At 74.8% G+C, this 18,946-nt stretch carries 16 protein-coding genes; 9 read left to right on the plus strand and 7 right to left on the minus strand.

The annotated features are described in order from the left end of the window. Positions 1-5 precede the first annotated feature (5 nt). The 3 genes from HTZ77_RS21255 to HTZ77_RS21265 form a co-directional block, all read right to left on the minus strand. Complete coding sequence (locus HTZ77_RS21255) at positions 6-668, minus strand: DUF6445 family protein (protein ID WP_175591399.1); 663 nt, start codon at positions 666-668, stop codon at positions 6-8. Continuing rightward, positions 661-924, minus strand: coding sequence for a hypothetical protein (locus HTZ77_RS21260; protein ID WP_175591400.1), 264 nt, complete (start codon positions 922-924; stop codon positions 661-663). The genes HTZ77_RS21255 and HTZ77_RS21260 overlap by 8 nt, the downstream gene beginning before the upstream one ends. A gap of 140 nt (positions 925-1,064) precedes the next feature. Beyond that, on the minus strand, positions 1,065-1,646 hold the full coding sequence (locus tag HTZ77_RS21265; RefSeq protein WP_175591401.1) for a TetR family transcriptional regulator: 582 nt from the start codon (positions 1,644-1,646) through the stop codon (positions 1,065-1,067). Between the two features lie 74 nt (positions 1,647-1,720). On the opposite strand from HTZ77_RS21265, the gene HTZ77_RS21270 reads away from it, so the two are divergent. Next, positions 1,721-2,908 carry a cytochrome P450 gene (locus HTZ77_RS21270; RefSeq protein WP_328808680.1) on the plus strand — a complete coding sequence of 396 codons (1,188 nt, stop codon included), beginning with the start codon at positions 1,721-1,723 and terminating at the stop codon, positions 2,906-2,908. A 34-nt stretch (positions 2,909-2,942) separates the two neighbouring features. On the opposite strand, the gene HTZ77_RS21275 is transcribed toward HTZ77_RS21270, so the two are convergent. Further along, positions 2,943-3,179 carry a hypothetical protein gene (locus tag HTZ77_RS21275; RefSeq protein WP_175591403.1) on the minus strand — a complete coding sequence of 79 codons (237 nt, stop codon included), beginning with the start codon at positions 3,177-3,179 and terminating at the stop codon, positions 2,943-2,945. Positions 3,180-3,552: 373 nt separating this feature from the next. On the opposite strand from HTZ77_RS21275, the gene HTZ77_RS21280 reads away from it, so the two are divergent. Next, positions 3,553-6,606 carry an AfsR/SARP family transcriptional regulator gene (locus HTZ77_RS21280; RefSeq protein ID WP_175591404.1) on the plus strand — a complete coding sequence of 1,018 codons (3,054 nt, stop codon included), beginning with the start codon at positions 3,553-3,555 and terminating at the stop codon, positions 6,604-6,606. A 106-nt stretch (positions 6,607-6,712) separates the two neighbouring features. On the opposite strand, the gene HTZ77_RS21285 is transcribed toward HTZ77_RS21280, so the two are convergent. Both HTZ77_RS21285 and HTZ77_RS21290 read right to left on the minus strand, forming a co-directional pair. After that, complete coding sequence (locus HTZ77_RS21285; protein WP_175591405.1) at positions 6,713-7,753, minus strand: hypothetical protein; 1,041 nt, start codon at positions 7,751-7,753, stop codon at positions 6,713-6,715. Continuing rightward, a complete protein-coding gene (locus HTZ77_RS21290) occupies positions 7,746-8,321 on the minus strand; it encodes a hypothetical protein (RefSeq protein WP_175591406.1) in 576 nt (191 codons plus the stop codon). The genes HTZ77_RS21285 and HTZ77_RS21290 overlap by 8 nt, the downstream gene beginning before the upstream one ends. Positions 8,322-8,674: 353 nt before the next feature. Here HTZ77_RS21290 and HTZ77_RS21295 point away from each other — a divergent pair, with 353 nt between their 5' ends. Both HTZ77_RS21295 and HTZ77_RS21300 read left to right on the plus strand, forming a co-directional pair. After that, complete coding sequence (locus HTZ77_RS21295) at positions 8,675-9,226, plus strand: hypothetical protein (protein WP_175591407.1); 552 nt, start codon at positions 8,675-8,677, stop codon at positions 9,224-9,226. Between the two features lie 210 nt (positions 9,227-9,436). After that, positions 9,437-10,558, plus strand: a complete 1,122-nt coding sequence (locus tag HTZ77_RS21300; protein ID WP_175591408.1) for a Vgb family protein — start codon at positions 9,437-9,439, stop codon at positions 10,556-10,558. Positions 10,559-10,630: 72 nt separating this feature from the next. Here HTZ77_RS21300 and HTZ77_RS21305 read toward each other — a convergent pair whose 3' ends face one another. Continuing rightward, positions 10,631-11,428 carry an SDR family oxidoreductase gene (locus tag HTZ77_RS21305; protein WP_175591409.1) on the minus strand — a complete coding sequence of 266 codons (798 nt, stop codon included), beginning with the start codon at positions 11,426-11,428 and terminating at the stop codon, positions 10,631-10,633. Positions 11,429-11,739: 311 nt separating this feature from the next. Between HTZ77_RS21305 and HTZ77_RS21310 the strand changes: the two genes are divergently transcribed. The 5 genes from HTZ77_RS21310 to HTZ77_RS21330 all read left to right on the plus strand — a co-directional run bounded on the left by HTZ77_RS21310 (position 11,740) and on the right by HTZ77_RS21330 (position 18,931). Beyond that, on the plus strand, positions 11,740-14,505 hold the full coding sequence (locus tag HTZ77_RS21310) for an AfsR/SARP family transcriptional regulator (protein WP_175591410.1): 2,766 nt from the start codon (positions 11,740-11,742) through the stop codon (positions 14,503-14,505). Between the two features lie 65 nt (positions 14,506-14,570). Further along, positions 14,571-15,038: a hypothetical protein gene (locus HTZ77_RS21315; protein WP_175591411.1), complete on the plus strand. Its 468-nt coding sequence runs from the start codon at positions 14,571-14,573 to the stop codon at positions 15,036-15,038. Between the two features lie 271 nt (positions 15,039-15,309). Beyond that, positions 15,310-17,055, plus strand: coding sequence for a serine/threonine-protein kinase (locus HTZ77_RS21320; RefSeq protein WP_175591412.1), 1,746 nt, complete (start codon positions 15,310-15,312; stop codon positions 17,053-17,055). Positions 17,056-17,109: 54 nt separating this feature from the next. Next, positions 17,110-17,568, plus strand: coding sequence for a hypothetical protein (locus HTZ77_RS21325; protein WP_175591413.1), 459 nt, complete (start codon positions 17,110-17,112; stop codon positions 17,566-17,568). Positions 17,569-17,614: 46 nt separating this feature from the next. Beyond that, positions 17,615-18,931 (plus strand): helix-turn-helix domain-containing protein, encoded by a 1,317-nt coding sequence (locus HTZ77_RS21330; protein ID WP_175591414.1) that lies wholly within the window; start codon positions 17,615-17,617, stop codon positions 18,929-18,931. The last annotated feature ends 15 nt before the right edge of the window (positions 18,932-18,946 follow it).

Genomic DNA, 18,946 nt, shown 5'->3' on the forward strand with positions numbered 1-18,946 from the left:
TCTCTCTAGGAGAGTGCGAAGTCGATGGCGAACAGCTGGGCCAGGCGCCCGGTCCGGGCGTCCCCGCCGAACCCGTCGGAGGCCGCGTGGAAGTACTGCCCGTCGAACAGGACCATCCTGTTGAAGCGCATGTCGATGACGTGAGCCAGGTCCCACAGGGCGGGGTCCGCCGCGTCCTCGCGGAAGCGCAGCAGCTGCTCGCGCGACGCCCCAGCGCAGGAGAAGGCCCCGGTCGGGCGGTGGCGGAACAACCGCAGCCCTTCGCGGCCCTCGCAGTCGCGCGAGGCGCTGAGATAGCAGACCGCCGCCCAGCGCCCCGTCCGCTTGTGCGCGTGGATCGCGTCGTGCTGCCCGTCGAGGAGGAGCGCGAACACCCCCGCCGACGGGCGGCCCCAGAAGAGCCGGGACCGCTCTATCTCGTCCCAGTTCGGCTTTCCGGGAATGCCCGTCCGGCGGGCGAGCTCGTGGAAGACCTCGGCGGTCCGCGGATGGCGCTGCAGAGAATGCGTGCCCGCCCATGACCCGGTGAACGGTTTCGCGAAATCGGCCGAGAGGGCGAAAGCGCGGACCTCTTCGGGGTCGGCGTAATAGTCGTCCATGACGCGCAGGAAGAATTCCGGCGGAAGCGCCGTGCCGGAAACCCGCGGCGGGCCGGTCCGTTCAGTCATGCACGGGCGCGTGGACGCGATGCCGAATCCATTCGGGGATTCCCGAGCGTTCGAGCGACTGGTCGACCGCGATCTTCATGGCCTCGGCGAACGCGGTGTGCTCCAGCTCGAATCCCTCGTCGGCGGCGTACCGGCGGACCTCCTCGAAGGTCTGCAGCCGTTCGAGCTCGGCCTGCCGCTCCGGCGATTCGAGACATTGGTCGATGAAGCTCAGCGCGGTGCGGACACGGTCGACGGCGTCGTCGCGTGATGCCATGTGACCCCCCTATTGGTCCCGTGTTCCCTCAGGCTCGACGCATTGCGTGCAGCTGTCAACGTCCGTATGCGGACAAAGTTGGTGTTCCATTCGGGGGCGGGAAAAGGGGATCGCCGAATATCGAAATCTTGAAAAGGCATTCAGCCGTTGAGGCCGGACTCCAGGCGCGCCAGCGCCTCGTCGATCTCGGCGGGGCCGTCCATGGCCGGGTCCTGCGCCCACTGCCACCAGACGAGGGCGACGACGCCGAAGACCGCTCCGAGCGCGTCGCGGATGCGGGGGTCGTCCGCGGCGTGCCCCGTCTTCTCCGCGAGGAGCCCGCCGACCTCCCGCAGAACGCCGGGCGTCCTGCGCAGGTTGGCCGCCATCAGCTCGGGGACGGTCACCGCGAACACCTCCCGCGCGTGCCCCGCGGCGATCTGCTCCGGCGTGAGCGAGGCGAAGGCCGTGCGGAACGCGCGGCGCAGGACGGTGACCGGCGCGCCCGGCGGCTCGGCCGCCAGCGCCTCCACGAGCGGGGGGAAGCGGTCGAGGGTGACCAGGTCCTCCTTGGTCGGGAAGTAGCGGAAGAACGTGGCGGGGGAGACCTCGGCGGCCTCGGCGATCTGCTCGGTGGTGGTGGCGGTGTAGCCGCGCTCGCGGAACAGGCGGAACGCCTCGCGCAGGATCGCCTCCCTGGTCCTGGCCTTCTTGCGCTCGCGCAGGCCGCCGCCGTTGCTCATGCGCTCATTCTGCCGCATCCTGAGAATTGAAGATGTACTCTCAAATGAGAGTGGACTCTCAAAGGAGACGACCTGTGCGCGACGAGCAGCCCGTGACCCTGCCGACCCGGCGCGACCCCCGCAGCCCGTTCGCCCCGCCGCCCGAGCTGGAGCGGCAGCGCGCCGCCCGGCCGCTGGCCCGCCTGGCCTTCCCCGACGGGCACGTCGGCTGGCTCGTCACCGGCTACGACCTGGCCCGCGCGATCCTGGCCGACTCCCGCTTCAGCGCCCGGCCGGAGCTGCGCCACTCTCCTCTGGCCCGCCCGAACGTCCGCCCCGGCGGCCACGACCGGCCGCCCGCGCCCGGCTGGTTCCCCAGCATGGACCCGCCCGACCACACCCGGTACCGGCGCCTGCTCACCGGCCAGTTCACCGTCCGCCGGATGAGGCGGCTCGAACCCCGCATCACCGAGATCGTCGCCGACCGGCTGGACGCCATGGCGGCGGCCGGGCCGCCCGCCGACCTCGTGGCGGCCTTCGCGCTGCCCGTCCCCTCCCTGGTGATCTGCGAACTGCTCGGCGTCCCGTACGACGACCACGCCTTCTTCGAGGCGCAGACCGCTGTGATCGTCGACATGGACAACGACGAGACCCGCGCCATGAACGCCTTGGGCGCCCTGGCCGGATATCTGGGCGAGCTCGTCCGCCGCAAGCGCGCCCAGCCGGCCGACGACCTGCTCGGCGACCTGATCGCGGCCGGTGACCTGACCGACGAGGAGCTGGCCAACATCGCCCTGCTCCTGCTGGTCGCCGGGCACGAGACCACCGCCAACATGCTCTCCCTCGGCGTCCTCGCCCTGCTGCGGCACCCGGACCAGCTCGCCGCCCTGCGCGCCGACGCCACGCTGACCGACAACGCCGTCGAGGAGCTGATGCGCTACCTGACGATCCTCCATCTCGGCGCGCCCAACCGCGCCGCCCTGGAGGACGTCGAGATCGGCGGCAGCCTCATCCGCGCCGGCGAGACCGTGGTGATGGCGCTGCCGGCGGTCAACCGCGACCCCGCACGCTTCCCCGACCCGGGGACGCTGCGGCTCGACCGCGCCGGGGCCGGGCGCCACCTGGGCTTCGGGCAGCAGCTCGCCCGGATGGAGATGCGCATCGGGTTCCGCGCGCTGTTCGAACGCTTCCCCGCCCTGCGCCTCGCCGTCCCGGCGGAGGAGGTGCCGCTCCGCGAGAACGCCCTCGTCTACGGCGCGTGGCGCCTCCCGGTCGCCTGGTGAGGCGGCCGCGCCCGCGCGGCCGGCCGCCGCGCGGTCAGCCGGCCAGCCGCCGGCGCAGGTGCTCCTTGCCCTGCTCGGCGCCCTTGCGGCTCTCGCCCTGAGCCCTCCGGAAGAAGTCCGCGAGCTCGGTGTCGCCGTCCCGCTCGGCGTCGGAGACGTAGGTCTCCAGCCGCAGCGTGTTGCTCAGACACTGCTCGACGAACCAGACGAGGTTGTAGTCCTTGTCCTTGGTCCCCGTGACCGCACCGGTTTCCTGAGTCGACGGATCCATCAGTGCCTCCACTCCAAGACTCGGAGATACCCCGCGGCACCCGACATACCGACCCGTACCCGAGCCACGGCGGATGTACCACGCGGACGACGCGCACCCACCACGCCCCCGACCTGCGGGTGGTGGGTGTGACTGCTTTCAGTGATCGGTCAATGACGTCCTTCTCGACGGGGACCGGTGGGGCGGTGGGGCGGCGGGCGTGACGTCCTTCAGCGGGGCGGAGAGCCACCTCTCTTCCTGGGCGGGGCGGGGGGGCCGATGCCGGAGGAGGCTACGGGGCCGCTCTTCCGCTTTTCTTCCCTCCTGCTTCCGCCGCTCCGAGGACGCGAAGATCGATTCTGCGTAGCATGGTGGCGAGAGGGGCGGGAGAAGAGTGCGCTATCGGATCCTGGGGCCGGTCTCGGCGGAGGGGCCGGCGGGTCCGATCGGGCTGGGAGGGCCGAAGCGGCTCACGGTGCTGGCCGCGCTGCTGCTGAACGCGAACCGCACGGTGTCGGACGGCCGGCTGACGTTCCTGGTGTGGGGCGAGCGCGCGCCGCGGACCGCCGCCGCCCGCCTACAGGTCTACGTCCACGAGCTGAGGACCCTGCTGGGCAGGGAACGGATCAGCCGCGTCGGCCCGGGCTACCGCATCCACACCGCCACGGGCGAGATCGACCTGGAGGTGTTCGAACGGCACCGGGCCGCCGCCCGCGAGGACGTGGACGGCGGACGCCCCGAGGCCGCGGCGCGGCACCTGCGCGCGGCGGCCGCCCTGTGGCGCGGGTCCGCGCTGGCCGGGACCAGCGAGACGCTGGCCGAGCAGGAACGCCCCGGGCTGGAGGAGCGCCGGATCGGCGCCCTGGAGGAGCTGTTCGACACCGAGCTGGAGCTGGGACGCCACGGTGACATCGTGGACGAGCTGCGGGCGGCGGCGGCCGAGCACGCCCTGCGCGAGCGCCTGCAGGGCCAGCTCATGCTGGCGCTGCACCGGTGCGAGCGCCGCTCCGAGGCGCTGGCGGTCTTCAGGGACACCAGGAGACGGCTGATCGACGAGCTCGGCATCGAGCCCGGCCTGCCGCTGCGGCAGCTCCACCAGCGGCTCCTGACCGAAGAGGCGGAACAGGCGCCCCGGGCCGCGCGCCCGCCGCGTCCCGCCGAACTGCCCCGCGACATCCGCGGCTTCGCCGGGCGCGAGCGGGAGCTGGCGTGGCTGGACGCCGCCCTCGACACCGGCGGCGCGGTGTGCGTGCTCAGCGGGACGGCCGGGATGGGCAAGACGGCGCTGGCCCTGCACTGGGCCCACCGGGCGAAGAGCCGCTTCCCCGGCGGCCAGCTCTACGTCGACCTGCGCGGGTACGACCCCGAACACGAGCCGCTGACCGCCGCGGCGGCGCTGGCGCGGCTGCTGCTCTCCCTCGGCGCCGATCCCGGACGCACGCCCGGCGGCTTCGACGCGCGGCTCGGCCTCTACCGCTCGCTGCTCGCCGACCGCGCGGTCCTGCTGCTCCTGGACAACGCCCGCTCGGCCGAGCAGGTCGCCCCGCTGCTGCCGCCGTCCGGGGCGGCGCTGGTGACGAGCCGGCACCGCCTGGGCGAGCTGGTGGCGCGCGCGGGCGCCGGGCAGCGCTCGCTCGGCGCCCTGCCCGAACAGGACGGCATCCTCCTGGTGGACGGCATGCTCGGCCCGGCCGGGGACCCGGCCGAAGCGGCGGCCCGGGCCGACCTCGTCCGGCTCTGCGGCGGCCTCCCGCTCGCGCTGCGCATCGCCGCGGCCAACGCCGCCACCCCCTGGAACGGGACCGCGGCGGTGGTGAACGAGCTGACCGCGGAAGACCCGCTGACCGGCCTGACCGTCGACGGGACCGGTCATAACCCCGTCACGCTCGCCTTCTCCGTCTCCTACCGCGCCCTGCCCGCGGCCGACCGGCGCGTCTTCCGCCTGCTCGGGCTCGTACCGGGGCCGGACTTCACCGTCGAGGCGGCGGCCGCGGCCGCCGGCCTCCCGCCCGCCGAGGCCCGCGCCGCGCTCAAGGCCCTGGCCGTGGCCCACCTCGTCGAGCACCATCGCGCCGACCGGTTCAGGCTGCACGACCTGGTACGGCTCTACGCCGGCGCGGAAGCCGCCGGCGACCCCGAGCGCGAGGCCGCCTGGAGCCGCCTGACCGGCTACTACCTCCGCCTGGGCGACGCCATCGCGGCCTGGTGCGCCCCCGACGAGATCCGGCTGCCTGGGCACGCCCCGCCGGCGGCCGGCCCCCGGGTCCCGCCCGCCGCCGAGGAGGTCTCCACCCTGCTGGCCGCGCTGGCCCAGGCCGTCCGCCGCGATCCCGGCCCCGGGACCTGGCGGCTGGCCGAGCAGGTGTGGATCATCTGCGACAGCACCGGCCGGCACGGCGAGTGGCTGGAGATCGCGCCGGCCCTGCTCGCCGCCGCCGAGAGCGCGGACCTGCCCGCGGTGCGGGCCATGCTGCACCACGGGATGGGCAAGGGCCTGTTCCGCGCCGTACGCCGCGAGGAGGCCGTCCACCATCTGGAACGGGCCGCCGGCATCGCCACCGCGTGCGGATGGGGGGAGGGCGAGGCCGAGTCCTGGGCGAGCCTGAGCTTCGCCCTGGAATGGACCGGCCGCCTCGAACAGGCCATCGTCCACAACCGCCGGGCGGCCGGCCTGTTCGCCGAGCTCGGCTCGGTCGCCGGGCGCTCCCGCACCCTCAACAGGCTCGGCATGCAGTACCACCACCTGGGCCAGCTGGAGGAGGCGGAACGCTGCCGGCGGGAGGCGCTCGGCCTGAGCCGCGAGCACGGACTGGCCTACGCGGAGGCGATCGACCTGCGCGACCTCGGTTCCATCTTGATCGACCTGGGCCGCTATGACGAGGCCGAGGCCACCCTGGCGGAGGCGTTCGCCCGGTTCGACGCGCTGGGCGCGGCCGGCGCGGCCAACGCGCACACCTGGCTCAGCCGGTTGTACTGGGAGACCGGGCGGTGGACGGCCGCCCGCACGGCCGCGCGCCGCGGCCTGGACCTCGCCCGCGACCAGGGGGACCGGCTCGTGGAGGCGGCGGCCCTGATCGCGCTGGCCGACACCGAGATCCGCCTCGGCCTCCTCGCCGAGGCGGACGGGAGTCTCGGCCTGGCCGACGCGTTCATCGGCGCGGCGAGCCTGCGGTGGCACCAGAGCTACGCCCTGGTCGCCCGCGCCCGGCTGCACGCCGCCCGCGACGACCTGGACGGCGCGGTCCGGGTCGGCCTGGCCGCGCGCGACACGGCCCACGCCGGCGGCTACCGCCTGCCCGAACTCGCGGCCCTGACGGCGCTGGCCGCGCTCCACGGCGGCCGGGGCGACCGCGCGGAAGCGGGGCGGGCGGCCGGGCAGGCCCTGGGGCTGTGCCGCGCGATCGGCCACGCGCCCTGCGCCGACCGGCTGGAACCGTTCCTCGGATGAGCGGGCCCGGCCGCGGGACGTCAGAGGTCGCCGGGCGCCTCGACCCGCGACGCATGACGATCCCCCTTGACCCGGACAAGGGGGATCCACGGCCCGCCTCCCCGCCTCAGGCGGGCGTCCGGCGGCGTCTCAGGTGCCGGCGGACCAGGAGGGCGGCGCCAATGGCGAGGATCGCCAGCGCTCCCGCCGCGGCCAGCCCCCACGCCAGCGGGGAGTCCAGGCTGGCGGCCAGACCGATGGCGCCGGCCTGAGCCGGGAACGACAGGCTGCCCGTCGCGGTCCGCCTGATCTCGCCGCTGCGCAGCATGATCCGGAACTGCCACGGGCCGTTCGGCAGGTCCTCGCCGAGGGTCACGGTGATGCGGCCGCGGTCGCCGGGCGCCAGGGTCGTGCCGCGCTCGATGGGGAACGGCCCCGCGCTCAGCCCGCTCGGCCCGCCGGACAGCGCCACCTGCCCTTCGAGGTCGACGGCCCGGTGGCCGGTGTTGGCGACGTCCGCCACGATCGACGGCCGCCCCTCCTCGGTCCTGCGCGGGACGATCTCGCCGATCTCGAAGTCGGACGGCAGCTCCCCGCCGGGGCCGACGTCCAGGTACGCGCGGATGCCGACCCGGTTGACCAGGGCGACGTTGCCCTTCGGGCCGGGGTCGGAGGAGGCGACCTCCGCCCAGATGACGGCGTACCGCTCGCCCTCCGTGGCCTTGTCCGGCACGCGGACGGTGGCCTTCACCTCCGCGCGGCCGCCGGGTCCGAGTCGCACTCTGGAGCGGTCCAGGGTGATCCACGAACTGAGCTCGTTCGTGGTGCCGAAGGGCGCGAAGGTGAAGCGGCCCTTCTCGATGCCGGCGGCGCCCGTGTACAGCCGCGCGCGGACGGGCCGGGTCGCGTTGGTGACGACCTCGAAGCGCCTGCTGAAGGTGGTGCCGGGATTGACGTGGTCGACGATGTAGCGCTGGGCGCGCGGGTCGGCGACGCGGCTGGCGGGCACCTCGACAAGCCTGATGCCGATGGTGCTCTCGCCCGCCGCGTCGTTGTCACCCGCGCTCCCGCGGCCGGCCGCGGTGGCCGGCGGCGTCGCCCACGTCCCGAGCGAGGCGAGCGCGAGGAGGGTGGCCAGCGCTGCTCGGAAGAGGGGGCGGCTAGGCAACGGAGTGTCTCACCGTCCCGGTGTAGGTGCCGGCGACCGCCTGGGCCGGGACGTCGACCACGATGGTCGGCGCCCAGGAGGCGGAGTTGTTGCCCGATCCGGTGGTCTTGCTGAACGCGACGCGGACCTGGTCCAGCACGACCGCCGAGGCGGCGTTGGTCTGGCCGGGGACGAAGGTGCCCGTACCGGTGGTGGCGGTCGCGGGGCCGGACCAGTAGCTGATCCTGCTGTTGGCGATCGTCTCGGCGGGCGTGCCGCCGCCGGTGGTGAAGTCGGTGGCCGACACCTGCGCCACCCAGGTGGCCGTGAGCGCGGTCCGCGCGTCTGTCACGTTCACCGTGCCGATGCCCCCGCTGATGCTGCCGCCCGGCGAGCCGGTGCCGACGCTGACCGGGCCGTCGGGCACGGTGATCTGCAGGCCGGCGCCTGAGCTCACGGTGAAGAGCACCGTCGTGGAACACGTCGTCGACGCGGCACAGGTATCGGCCCGGGCGGGCTGCGCGGCCACCGTGGCGACGGTCACCACGGCGGCGGCGGCACACAGGGCACCGTAACGGCTCTTGAACACTGCCGATCCCTTCGAAGAAGCGCCCCAGACCGCGGGGCCCGACACACGGAGTCATAGTGGGTGTGACCGGAGAGTCCGGAACGTGACCCCACGCGGTGACTGGCGACTTTTTGCCGTGATCTGACGGTTCTCGGAAAAAGGTCGTCCGGGTGCTTCGAAAGGCGATTCCCGGGCGATCGGCGACCGAATGAAGGGCGATACCCAATTCTCCGGCCGCCACCTCGCGCATGTGATGCGTTGGCGGGGAATTTGCCGCCGGAAAACACGGCCCGCCGACCTGTCGCACCGTTTTCGATCTACGATTCCTTCGGCCTTTCCAGCCCCGCCGGACGAGAGACCCGAGGAGTCGCCACGTGAGGAAAGCGGCCGCCGTCATCCACGCGCTGATGATCCCCGTCGCCCTGGCGCACGGACCGGCCGTTCCCGGCGCCCAGGCCGACGTGAGCATGGCCGTCCACGTGACGGTCGCGGCGCACGTGTTCCCGCTGGAGATCATCGTGCCCGGCAACGCCGATCTGGGCACCGGCAGCCGGGGCGGCAGCATCAGCGCCTCCCTCGGCACGGTCACCGTCAACGACACCCGCTCGGGCAACCGCAGCTGGACCGCGACCGTGTCCGCCACGGACTTCACCACCGGCAGCGGCTCCGGCCTCGAGACCATCACGAAGGCCAACATCGCCTACTGGTCCGGCCCGGTCACCTCGCAGACCGGCACCGGCACCCGCACCCCCGGACAGGCCACGGCCGCGCAGCGCGTCGCCCTGACCGTGCCGGTGATCGCGTTCCGGGGGAGCAAGGGCCCGACCAACGCCTCCACGAGCTGGCAGCCCACGATCGTCGTCAGCGTTCCGGCGGGCGCGATCTCGGGCCTCTACACGGGGACCATCACCCATTCGGTGGCCTGACCACATCGCGGGCCGTTCAGCCGATGAATTGAGGGAGACGTGACCCGCCACTGGCGAAAAGGCCGCCAGGGCGCCGTGACGCGCACAGGATCATTCGGAACGCCGGGCGGAATTCTTTCCCGGCCGCGGGCCGCCGGCGGGACGGCTCGTCACCACGCGACTGTCCTGTCCGCAGCCCCGCATTCTCTCTCTTCGATCTGGAAGGATGTCATGCCTTTCCGCAGTCGATTCGTCGCCTCCCCGCTCGCGGCCCTGGCGCTGCTCGCCGCGTCCGGCCTGCCCGCTTCCGCCTCCGCCTCGGCCGACCCGCCGAGCCAGAACACGCACCTGCGCCCGTGGGTCAAGCTGTGCCTGACGCTCAAGCGCATGCCGGGGCATCGGCACATCCGGTGCAAGTACCCGCCGGCCAACCCCAACCCGCGCGCCGAGCGGCGCGCGCACGCCCTGCGCACGCCGTCGATGAGCGAGATCTCCATCCCGACGAACCCGGCCACGCCGGTCGGCATCACCAGCGGGCCGGACGACAACCTGTGGTTCACCGAGAACTACGCCAACAAGGTCGCCAAGGTCACCACCGGCGGGCTGTTCACCGAGTACTCGCTGCCCAACGCGGTCTCCGAGCCGGCGCACATCACCACCGGCCCGGACGGCGCGCTGTGGTTCACCGAGGCGATCGGCAACCGGATCGGCCGCATCACCACCTCCGGCACGATCACCGAGTACGAGCTGCCCACCGAGAACGCCTATCCCTGGGGCATCACCGTCGGCCCCGACGACGCCCTGTGGTTCACCGAGATCGACGCCAACAAGATCGGCCGCATCACCACCGGCGGCAGCATCACCGAGTACAGCCTGCCGACCTCCGGCGCGTACCCCTGCCTGATCACCACGGGCCCGGACGGCAAGCTCTGGTTCACCCAGGCGCTGGCCCAGAGCGTGGCCAAGATGACCACCACCGGGACGGTGACCGAGTACGGCGCCCCGAGCAACGACGCGATGCCGATCGGCATCGTCACCGGCCCCGACGGCAACCTCTGGTACACCGACGGAGCCGGCCGGGTCGGCAAGGTGACCACCTCCGGCAGCTTCACCGAGTACGCCGTCGGCGACCCCGACAGCTTCCCGTGGGGCATCACGCTCGGGCCGGACGACAACCTGTGGTTCGCCGAGCAGGTCGGCAGCAACATCGCCAGCGTGACCACCTCCGGGACGGTCAGCGAGTACCCGACCACGACCTCGATCGCGGGGCCGTTCCAGCTCGCCGTCGGCTCCGACGACAACCTGTGGGCCACCCTGGACTACGTCGACAAGCTCGCCGTCGTCACCCCCTGACGCCCGTCGTCCTGCGGACGTCGGAGGCGGCCGGCGGCGACACGCCGCCGGCCGCCCGCGCGTCCGCCCCCTTCAGAGATCCCGGCGCGCCTGGGCGGCGAGGAAGTCCTCCCAGGTACGGCGGCCGACCGCGTGGTCCGGGGCGAGGTTCGCGCCCTCGCGGAACGCGGCGGCGGCCCGGCCCGGCGTGCGCATGGGCACGACCAGCCGGCGCCTGCCCCCGGCCCGCAGGTAGTCGCGGGCCAGGTCCTCCATCGCGTGCACGCGCGGCCCGGCCAGGTCGGGCACCAGCCCGGCCGGCTCGCCGAGGGCCAGCTCCGCCAGCCGCGCCGCCACCTCGCCGGTGTCGACCGGCTGGAACCGGACCCCGCTCCAGGTCGGCAGCACCACCGGCAGCTTCGCGAGCTGCCGCAGCGTCATCAGGACCCAGTCGTGGAACTGGGTCGCGCGCAGCGTGGTCCACGGGATGCCCGACTCGGCCACGATCCGCTCGGCGGCGCGCTTGGCGGCGAAGTAGCCGAACATCGCCCGGTCGATCCCGCTGACGACGGGCACCCGGTCCACGCCGACGACCGAGATGTACACCAGGTGCCGCACACCCGCGGCCGAGGCCGCCCGCACCAGGTGCCGGGCCTTGTCGTCGTCGCCCTTGGCGCTGCCGGCGCAGTGCACCACGGTCCCGGCCCCGCGCACCGCGACGTCGAGGCCCTCGCCGGTGGACACGTCGCCCTTCACGTACGCGACGCCGTCGCGGGGCTCGCGGCCGGCGCGGCTGAGCACCCGCACCTCGCGGCCCGCCGCGCTCAGGAGCGGTACGACCAGGCGGCCGAGTGTGCCCGTACCGCCGGTGACCAGGATGGATGACGTCATGACTGTCCTGCTCTCGTGTCGTTGTCTCAGGTCTCTGCCTGCTCGACACGCGGCGGGACGCGAATGTGACAGGGCCACGCGCTCGCGCAGATCGTAGGAGCGGCGATCGGCGGCGGGAACGGGGCAGCGGCCCGGGACCGGGGGTACGGCCGGCGACCTGCGGCCGCCCGCGTGGCGGTGGGCAACTTTCACGATCGCCTGGCGGACATGCCCCGCACGATCTCGATGAGATGGCCGGAAATATCTACACTTTGTGGCGCAGGGCATTCTCGCGAATGCGGACCGCTACGAGGGCGGGGCGTCGTATGGCCGTGGAGATCAACCTCCTGGGGCAGCTCGAAGTCCGTGACGGCCGGCGTGCTCTGCCGGTGCGCAAACCGAGACACCGGGCGGTGCTGGCCACGCTCGCCCTCGCCGCCGGCCGTCCTGTCACGGTCGACCGGCTGCTCGAAGCCCTGGCCGGGCAGCGCGAGATCGGCTCCACCGTGATCCGGGTGTACCTCAGTGAGCTGCGCGGCATCCTGCCGAAGGACCTCATCGAGAACGTCCCCGGCGGCAGGGGATACCGCCTGCGCCTCGACCCGGGACAGGTCGACGCGCACCGCTTCAGGCGGCTGCTCGACCGGCGCGACGGCGACGCCGCCGGCCGCGAGCGGGCGCTGGAGGAGGCGCTGGCCCTGTGGCGAGGCGGCGCCCTGGAGGACGTCGAGTCCGACCACCTGCGCCGCATGGAGGCCGAACCGCTGGAGGAGCTGCGTGCCGCGGCCGTCGAGGAATTGTGCGGGCTGTGGGTCGCCAGGGGCGACTACCGGCGGGCGCGCGCCGACCTGACGGGCCTCGTCGCCGCGCACCCGCTCCGCGAGAGCGCCTACCGCCTGCTGCTCGTCGCCCTGTACCGGTCCGGGAACCTCGGCGAGGCACTCGCCCTGTACGAGCAGGTGAGGCGGGTCCTGGACGAGGAGCTCGGCAGCGAGCCGTCCGAAGAGACGCGCCTGCTGCACCAGCGGATCCTCCGGCAGGACCCGTCCCTGTCGGCCGGCCCGCGCGGCCCGGCGCCGGCGGAGCTGCCCCGGGACGAGCCGGACTTCACCGGGCGGCGCGAGCTGCTCGACCGGGTCGGCGCCGCGCTCGCGGCACGGTCCGGCCGGGCGCCGCTCCCGATCATCCTGTACGGGCACGCGGGCGCCGGGAAGTCGACCCTCGCCGTCCACGCCGCGTGGCGGCACCGGCGGCTCTTCCCGGACGGGCAGCTCTTCGCCGACCTGCGCGGCGAACCCGACCCCGGCCTGGTGCTCGCGCGCTTCCTCCGGTCGTTGAACTTCCCCGGAGGCTCCGTACCGGCGTCCGCGCAGGAACGCCTGGCGGCCTACCGGACCCTCACCGCGACCCGCTCCCTGCTCGTCCTGCTCGACAACGCCGCGGGCGAGGAGCAGGTGCGGCCCCTGTTACCGACCGGCCCGGGCTCGGCCGCCGTCATCACCAGCCGCTCGCCGCTGACCGGCATCTCCGGCGGCAGGCCGTACGAGGTGGACCTGTTCACCCCGGACGAGGCGCGCACGCTGCTGACCCGGCTGGGCGGCGCGGCCCGGGTCGAGGCCGACCCGACGGCGACCGGGCGCGTCCTCGACGCCTGCGCGGGGCTGCCGCTCGCGGTCCGCGTCGTCGGGGCGCGGCTCGCCGCCGGCCGTGACACCTCCACGGCGGCGCTGTCCCGGCGCCTGCGGGAGGAGCCGTCGCGGCTCGACGAGCTGCGGGCCGGCGACCTGGCCGTCCGCACCCCGCTGGAGCTGGCCTACGAGAGCCTGGACGACGACCTGCGCCCGGCGCTCGACCTCGTGGCGGCGCTGTCCGCCGCGGACTTCGCCGCGTGGGGCGCCCTCGCCTCGCCCGGCCAGGTGGCCGAGATCGCGGAGCTGGGCCTGCTCCAGCGGCTGGCGGCCGACGCCGCGGGACAGGACCGTTTCCGGCTGCACGACCTGGTGCGCCTGCTCGTACGGGAACGCTCCATCGACGCCGGCGGGCAGGCGCTGCCCAAGCTGGGCTCCCTGGCGCTGACCCGCGTCCAGGCCGCGGTCCTCCCCCTGGCCGCTGAGGAGTTCGGCGCGGGCACGGGGCCCGCGCCGGGCACGACCGAGATCAGGGACGGGGTCGAGTGGCTGGACGCCGAGCGTGGCTTCCTCGTGGCGCTGGTAGGCGACCTGACCCCGGCCCGGCCGGACCTCGCCTGGCGGCTGGCGCACGCGCTCACCCCCTTCTTCGACGCGCGCCTGCTCCTGGACGAATGGGAGACGGCGAACCGGCACGCGCGCGAGGCGGCCGACGCCGCGGGCGACGAGCGCGCCCGGGGCCTCACCGCCCGTGACCTCGGCGACCTGCGCCGTGCCCGGCGGGACCTCGGCGCGGCCGTGCGGGCGTACGACGAGAGCATGGGACACCTGGTCCGCCACGGCGGCCCCCGGGAGCGGGCCTGGCTGCTCCACCGCCTCGGGCTCGTCCACCTGGACCTCGGCGAGCATCCGCGGGCGGAGCGCATGCTCGCCCGGGGCCGGGCGGAGTTCCGGGAAGCGGGCGACCGGCGCGGCGCCGCCCGCTGCCTGCACGCGCTCGGCGTGCTCCGGCACCGCGAGGGCGAGCACGGGGTGGCCCGCGACTGCCTCATGAGCGCCCTGGCGGTGCTGCGCGACCTCGGCGACCGCCACGCGCAGGCCGCGTGCCTCGACGACCTCGTGACGGTCCGGCTCGCCCTGCGGGAGCGGGCCGCCGCTCGGCGCGCCGCGGAGGAGGAGCACGACCTCGCGGCCCGGCGCCTGCGCGACCCCCGGCTGACGGCGTACGGCCTGCTGAGCCTGGCCCTCGTGGGCCACGCGGAGGGCGCCCCGGCGGCGGGTGAGCAGGCAGGGGAGGCGGCGGCCCGGTTGCGCTCGCTGGGCGACCGGCACGGGCACGCGCGGGCGCTGGCCGCCGTGGGGGAGATCACCCGCCGGCGGCCGGAGCTGGAGCTCGCCCGGTCGATGTTCGCCGAGCTGGGCGACGCCCATGGCAGGGCGGGCGCCGAACATCTGCTGAACCGGCTCTGAACCGCCCCCGTCGCACTCTGGCCTCAGTCGCGGGGAGAGTCCCCGCGGGAAGGCAGGTAACAGCGATGAAGCGGATCATCCGGACGGCCGCCACGCCCGTCTCGGCCCTCGCCCTCGTCACGGCCCTCGGCGCCGGGACCTGCGCCTCCGCCGCGCCCGCGGCGGCCTCCACCTCCGTCGTCCGTACGGCCACCGGCGCCTCGGCCGTTCCCAGGACGGTCGCCGCGTCCGCGTTCTACCTGGGCACGTTGAACTGCGGGATCGTGACCTGCAGCCTCTACCTCAGCCGCGGCGTCACCCGCACCCTCGCGACGGCGTCCGACGTCGCACCCGACTTCCGGACGCGCTGCGCCGGCTCGTCGAACCGCAGGCTCGCCCTGGCGTGCGCCGCCCTGACGGCCGGCGTGGTCGCGGCGCGCTGGAAGCTGGCCGAGGCCGCGCGCAAGAACCAGTGCCTGCGCATCCGCTTCGTCCCGAACCCGCCCGCGGTCGTCGGGCTGTACTCGGACGGCAGCGTCTGGTGCCGGGACTGACCGACCGGCCCGTCCCGGCTGAACCGGCCGTCCCCCCTGGACCGCCGGTTCACCCGGCACGGCGAGGGGACGGCGGGCCCGCCGCGACGCGTGCCCGCCGTCCCGCGTCCACGCGGGCCCCCGGGCGTCGCCGCCTGCCGGAGCCGGGCGGATCTCGATCGGATATCGGCCGGAGACGCCGCCGGGCGGGCTGACCTATCGTCGGTGCGTCAGGCCGTCGGCGCGTCAGGCCGTCCACGGCCCGCCCCGGCCACGCCCTCGGGGAGGACGCGTGCCCCACCCCCCGCGTCGCATCGGCGGCTACCGGATCGTGCGGCGGCTCGGCCAGGGGGGCATGGGCACCGTCTACCTCGCCGAGACGCCCGGCGGCGAGCGCGTCGCGGTGAAGGTGATCCGCGACGAACGGCTGGACGACGAGGGACACCGCCGGCGCTTCGCCCGGGAGACCGCGATCCTGAGGCGCGTGACCGAGACCGCGCCCGCCTGCACGGCCCGGATCGTCGGCTCGGGATGGGACGACGAGCGCGCGTACCTGGTGACCGAGTACGTGGACGCGCCCGACCTGGCCCGGCGGGTGACGGACGGCGGCCCCCTGGCCGGGGACGAACTGCTCGCCCTCGGCACCGGCGTCGCCGCGGCCCTGCGGGCCCTGCACGAGGCGCTCGTGATCCACCGCGACCTGAAACCCGCCAACGTGCTGCTGGCCCCCTCCGGTCCCAAGGTCATCGACTTCGGCGTCGCCCAGCTCGCGGACGGCGGCACGACCACCCGCGCCGCGCTGGGCACCGCCGGGTACATGTCGCCCGAGCAGGCTCTGGGACACCCGGTCACGCCCGCGTCCGACGTCTTCGCCTGGGGCGCGATCATGGCCTATGCCGCGACCGGCCGCTGCCCGTTCGGCGAGGACGCCGTGGCGGCAGTGACGCGCCGGGTCGCCTACGAGGAGCCGGACCTGGAGGGCGTCGACGGCCGCCTGCGCGACGTGATCGCGTGGGCGCTGCGCAAGGACCCCGCCGCGCGGCCCGACGCCGAGCGGCTCGCCGCCGCGCTGGACGGGGCGCCCGTCCCCGCCCCGGACCTCTCCTGGACCGTCCCCGACCCGTACGGGCCGGCCGCCGAGGGGGCGCGGGCGGACGCGCTCCCGGAAGCGCGGGGGAGCGCGCGCCGGGTCACGCAGCGCGCCGCGGGTCTGGCGGCGGTGCTGCTGGGGGCGGCGGGGGTGCTGGGCGCCACCGGCTCGCTCAAGGCGCTGTCGGCGTGGCTGGCCGGGTGCGGGCTCGTGCCGCTGGCCGCCCCGTACCCCTGGCGCAGCCGCCGGCTGGGAGCGCTGGTCACCGTGGCGGCGCTGCTCGCCGCGCTCGGCGTCTCGACCGGCGCCGTGCCGATCGGCGCGCGGGCCTGCGCGGAAGCCGTCCGGGCCGACGCCGCCCCCGTGGAGCTGTCGGGGTTCGACACGACCCGCGCGGGCTCCGCGCGCGAGTCGGCCCCCGGCAGGTGGGCCGTGGCGGCCTTCGGCGGAGCGGCGGGCGACGAGTACACCTGGACGGGGATCAGGGGCGGGCTGCCGGACTGGTGCGCCTTCCAGGTGGACCTCGACGTCACCGTGCGCGGTCCGAGCCGGGCGCCCGCCGAGGGGATGGGCTGGGGGTACGGGCTCGGGGTCTGCTCGGCGTTCGACGGCGCGCAGCCGCGCGGGCTGTCGCTGCAGTACGCCTTCTACCAGGGCCGTACCAGGCAGGCCAACGCCTTCGCCATGACGCGCCTGCCCGCGCCCAACGACTACCTCCCCGACCAGCCCGCCACCCCGCCCGGCGGGCTGGACCAGCGGCGGCATCACTGGCGCGTCCTCTACGACCACGGCAGGGTGGCCTACCAGTTCGACTACGGCGTCACCCAGACCGCCTGGTACGCGGCCACGGGCTACCCGCTGCTCGCCGGCTGCCTCGGCTCGGAGTTCCTGCTGAGGGTCTGGCAGGCGCGGGTCGAGGTGGAGAACGTCCTGGTCAGCCCCGGCTGAACGGATCCTGAACATCGCCTTCCTAGCGTGGAGCGCGACGAAAGGAGCCCGACGATGAGATCGGTCCTGTTGGCCGCGGCCACCGCGGCGGCCCTGCTCGCCCCCCTCCCCACCCCCGCCCACGCCGCCACGGCGGACGTGGTGTGCGTCGCCCGTTCCTGGACCCGGGTCGACACGGTGCGGCTGGGCTCGCGCAGAGCCGACCTGTGGAAGTGCAAGGGGAAGCCGTACTACCACGCGGGACTCACCGGGGGAGCGGAGGGAGACCGGCTGCGGGTGTGGGTGCGTGACGACGTCACCAGGAGCAAGGGCTTCCAGCAGGCCGTCGCCGGATCCGACGGCAGGGCGGTCACGCGGGCCCGCGTGGCGGATGACGGGGACTCGGCGTGGGTGTGCGTGCGCCCGGTCGGCTCCTCCGCCTCCTGCTCCAAGGCCCACGTCTACGACGAGGTGTGCGACGACGTCGAAACGGGCCACACCCGCGGGACCATCCCCGTGGTCTGCCGCGACTGACGTCGCCGTTCTGTCGCGATCGGCGCGCGCGGCATAGCCTGACGGAGTGACGCATCCCCCCGACCGCCTGCCGTCCCGGCTCTGGACGGCACCCGCCGTCGCCGCCGCGCTCGCCGAGGGCGACGTGCCGGCGCTGCTCGACGAGATCCGCCGGGCGCGGGGGTGGACCCAGGCGCAGCTCGCGGAGGTGGTCGGGTACTCCCAGAGCTGGGTGTCCAAGGTGGTGCGCCGGCGGCAGCCTCTCACCGTGGACCAGGTGCGGGAGGTGGCCGTACGGCTCGGGCTGCCGCTCCACCTGCTCCGCTTCGGCGTGCCGGGAGGCGACGACCCGGCGGCGGACGGTGACTCCGGCGACCCGGCGGCGCTCACCGCACCGGCCGGCCCCGCCCGCGCCCGGCTGGACGAGGCCGCCGCGCCGAGCCCGGCGGGCAGCGCCCGGATCCGGCTCGACGAGTCCACCGCCGAGAGCCTGGCCGGCGTCACCCGCGCCCGGCGGCGGCTGGAGCCGGACACGCCCGCGCGGGAGCTCGCCCGCGAGGCCGTGGCCCACGTCGACCTGGCCGGCCGCGTCCTCGGGCACGTCCTCGGCACCCCGGTCCTCGGCCGGGCCGACACCCGCACCGCCGGCCACCTGCGGGCCGGGCTGAGCGAGGCGGCCGGGTTCGCCGCCTGGCTGCACGGTGACATGCAGGACCTCGGCACCGCCCGCACCTACTACCGGCTCGCCGTCCAGAGCGCCCGGGAGGCCGGGCACCCGTTGCTGGCCGCGTACATGATCGGCAGCCGGGCCGCGTTCGAGGTCGAGGCCGACGATCCGGTGCTGGCGCTCACGCTGGTCGCCCAGGCGCGGCGCGAGCTGGGCGAGCGCCCGCCGGCCACCGCCGGCGCGTGGCTGGCCAGCATCGAGGCGCTCGGCCACGCGGCCGGGCACGACGCCGAGGCCGCCGGCACGGCGCTGCGCCGCGCGGAGAGCGCGGTCGCGGCCGGCGAGCGGTCGGGCACACCGCCCTGGCCGTGGGTGTTCCCCTTCGACCAGGCCAAGCTGGCCGGCTACCGCGGCCAGGTGTCGGTACGGCTGGGCCGCGCCGAGGAGGCACGCAGCGCGCTGTCCGAGTCGCTGTCGGCGGGCAGGCCGGCGGTCAAGCAGCGCGGCGTCCTCCTGACCGAGATGGCGACGGCCCAGGCGATGGCCGGACGGCACGAGGAGGCGTTCCAGTCCGTCTCCAGCGCGCTCACCGTGGGCGTCACGTACGGCTCCGAGCGGATCATCCATCGCGCCCGGCGCTTCCGCCGCGCCTACACGGGCCCGGTGACGGCCACCGTCCGCACCTTCGACGAGAGACTGCTCGCGACGATCACGTAGGAAGAAGGCGGCACC

Origin of the sequence: Nonomuraea montanisoli (assembly GCF_013363975.1) — a bacterium.
Taxonomy (GTDB): Bacteria; Actinomycetota; Actinomycetes; order Streptosporangiales; family Streptosporangiaceae; genus Nonomuraea; species Nonomuraea montanisoli.

Bases quoted from the DNA above. Each gene is read 5' to 3' on its own strand.
- HTZ77_RS21255 (WP_175591399.1), bottom strand. From the start codon at position 668: ATGACTGAACGGACCGGCCCGCCGCGGGTTTCCGGCACGGCGCTTCCG.
- HTZ77_RS21260 (WP_175591400.1), bottom strand. From the start codon at position 924: ATGGCATCACGCGACGACGCCGTCGACCGTGTCCGCACCGCGCTGAGC.
- HTZ77_RS21265 (WP_175591401.1), bottom strand. From the start codon at position 1,646: ATGAGCAACGGCGGCGGCCTGCGCGAGCGCAAGAAGGCCAGGACCAGG.
- HTZ77_RS21275 (WP_175591403.1), bottom strand. From the start codon at position 3,179: ATGGATCCGTCGACTCAGGAAACCGGTGCGGTCACGGGGACCAAGGAC.
- HTZ77_RS21300 (WP_175591408.1), top strand. From the start codon at position 9,437: ATGCCTTTCCGCAGTCGATTCGTCGCCTCCCCGCTCGCGGCCCTGGCG.
- HTZ77_RS21305 (WP_175591409.1), bottom strand. From the start codon at position 11,428: ATGACGTCATCCATCCTGGTCACCGGCGGTACGGGCACACTCGGCCGC.
- HTZ77_RS21315 (WP_175591411.1), top strand. From the start codon at position 14,571: ATGAAGCGGATCATCCGGACGGCCGCCACGCCCGTCTCGGCCCTCGCC.
- HTZ77_RS21325 (WP_175591413.1), top strand. From the start codon at position 17,110: ATGAGATCGGTCCTGTTGGCCGCGGCCACCGCGGCGGCCCTGCTCGCC.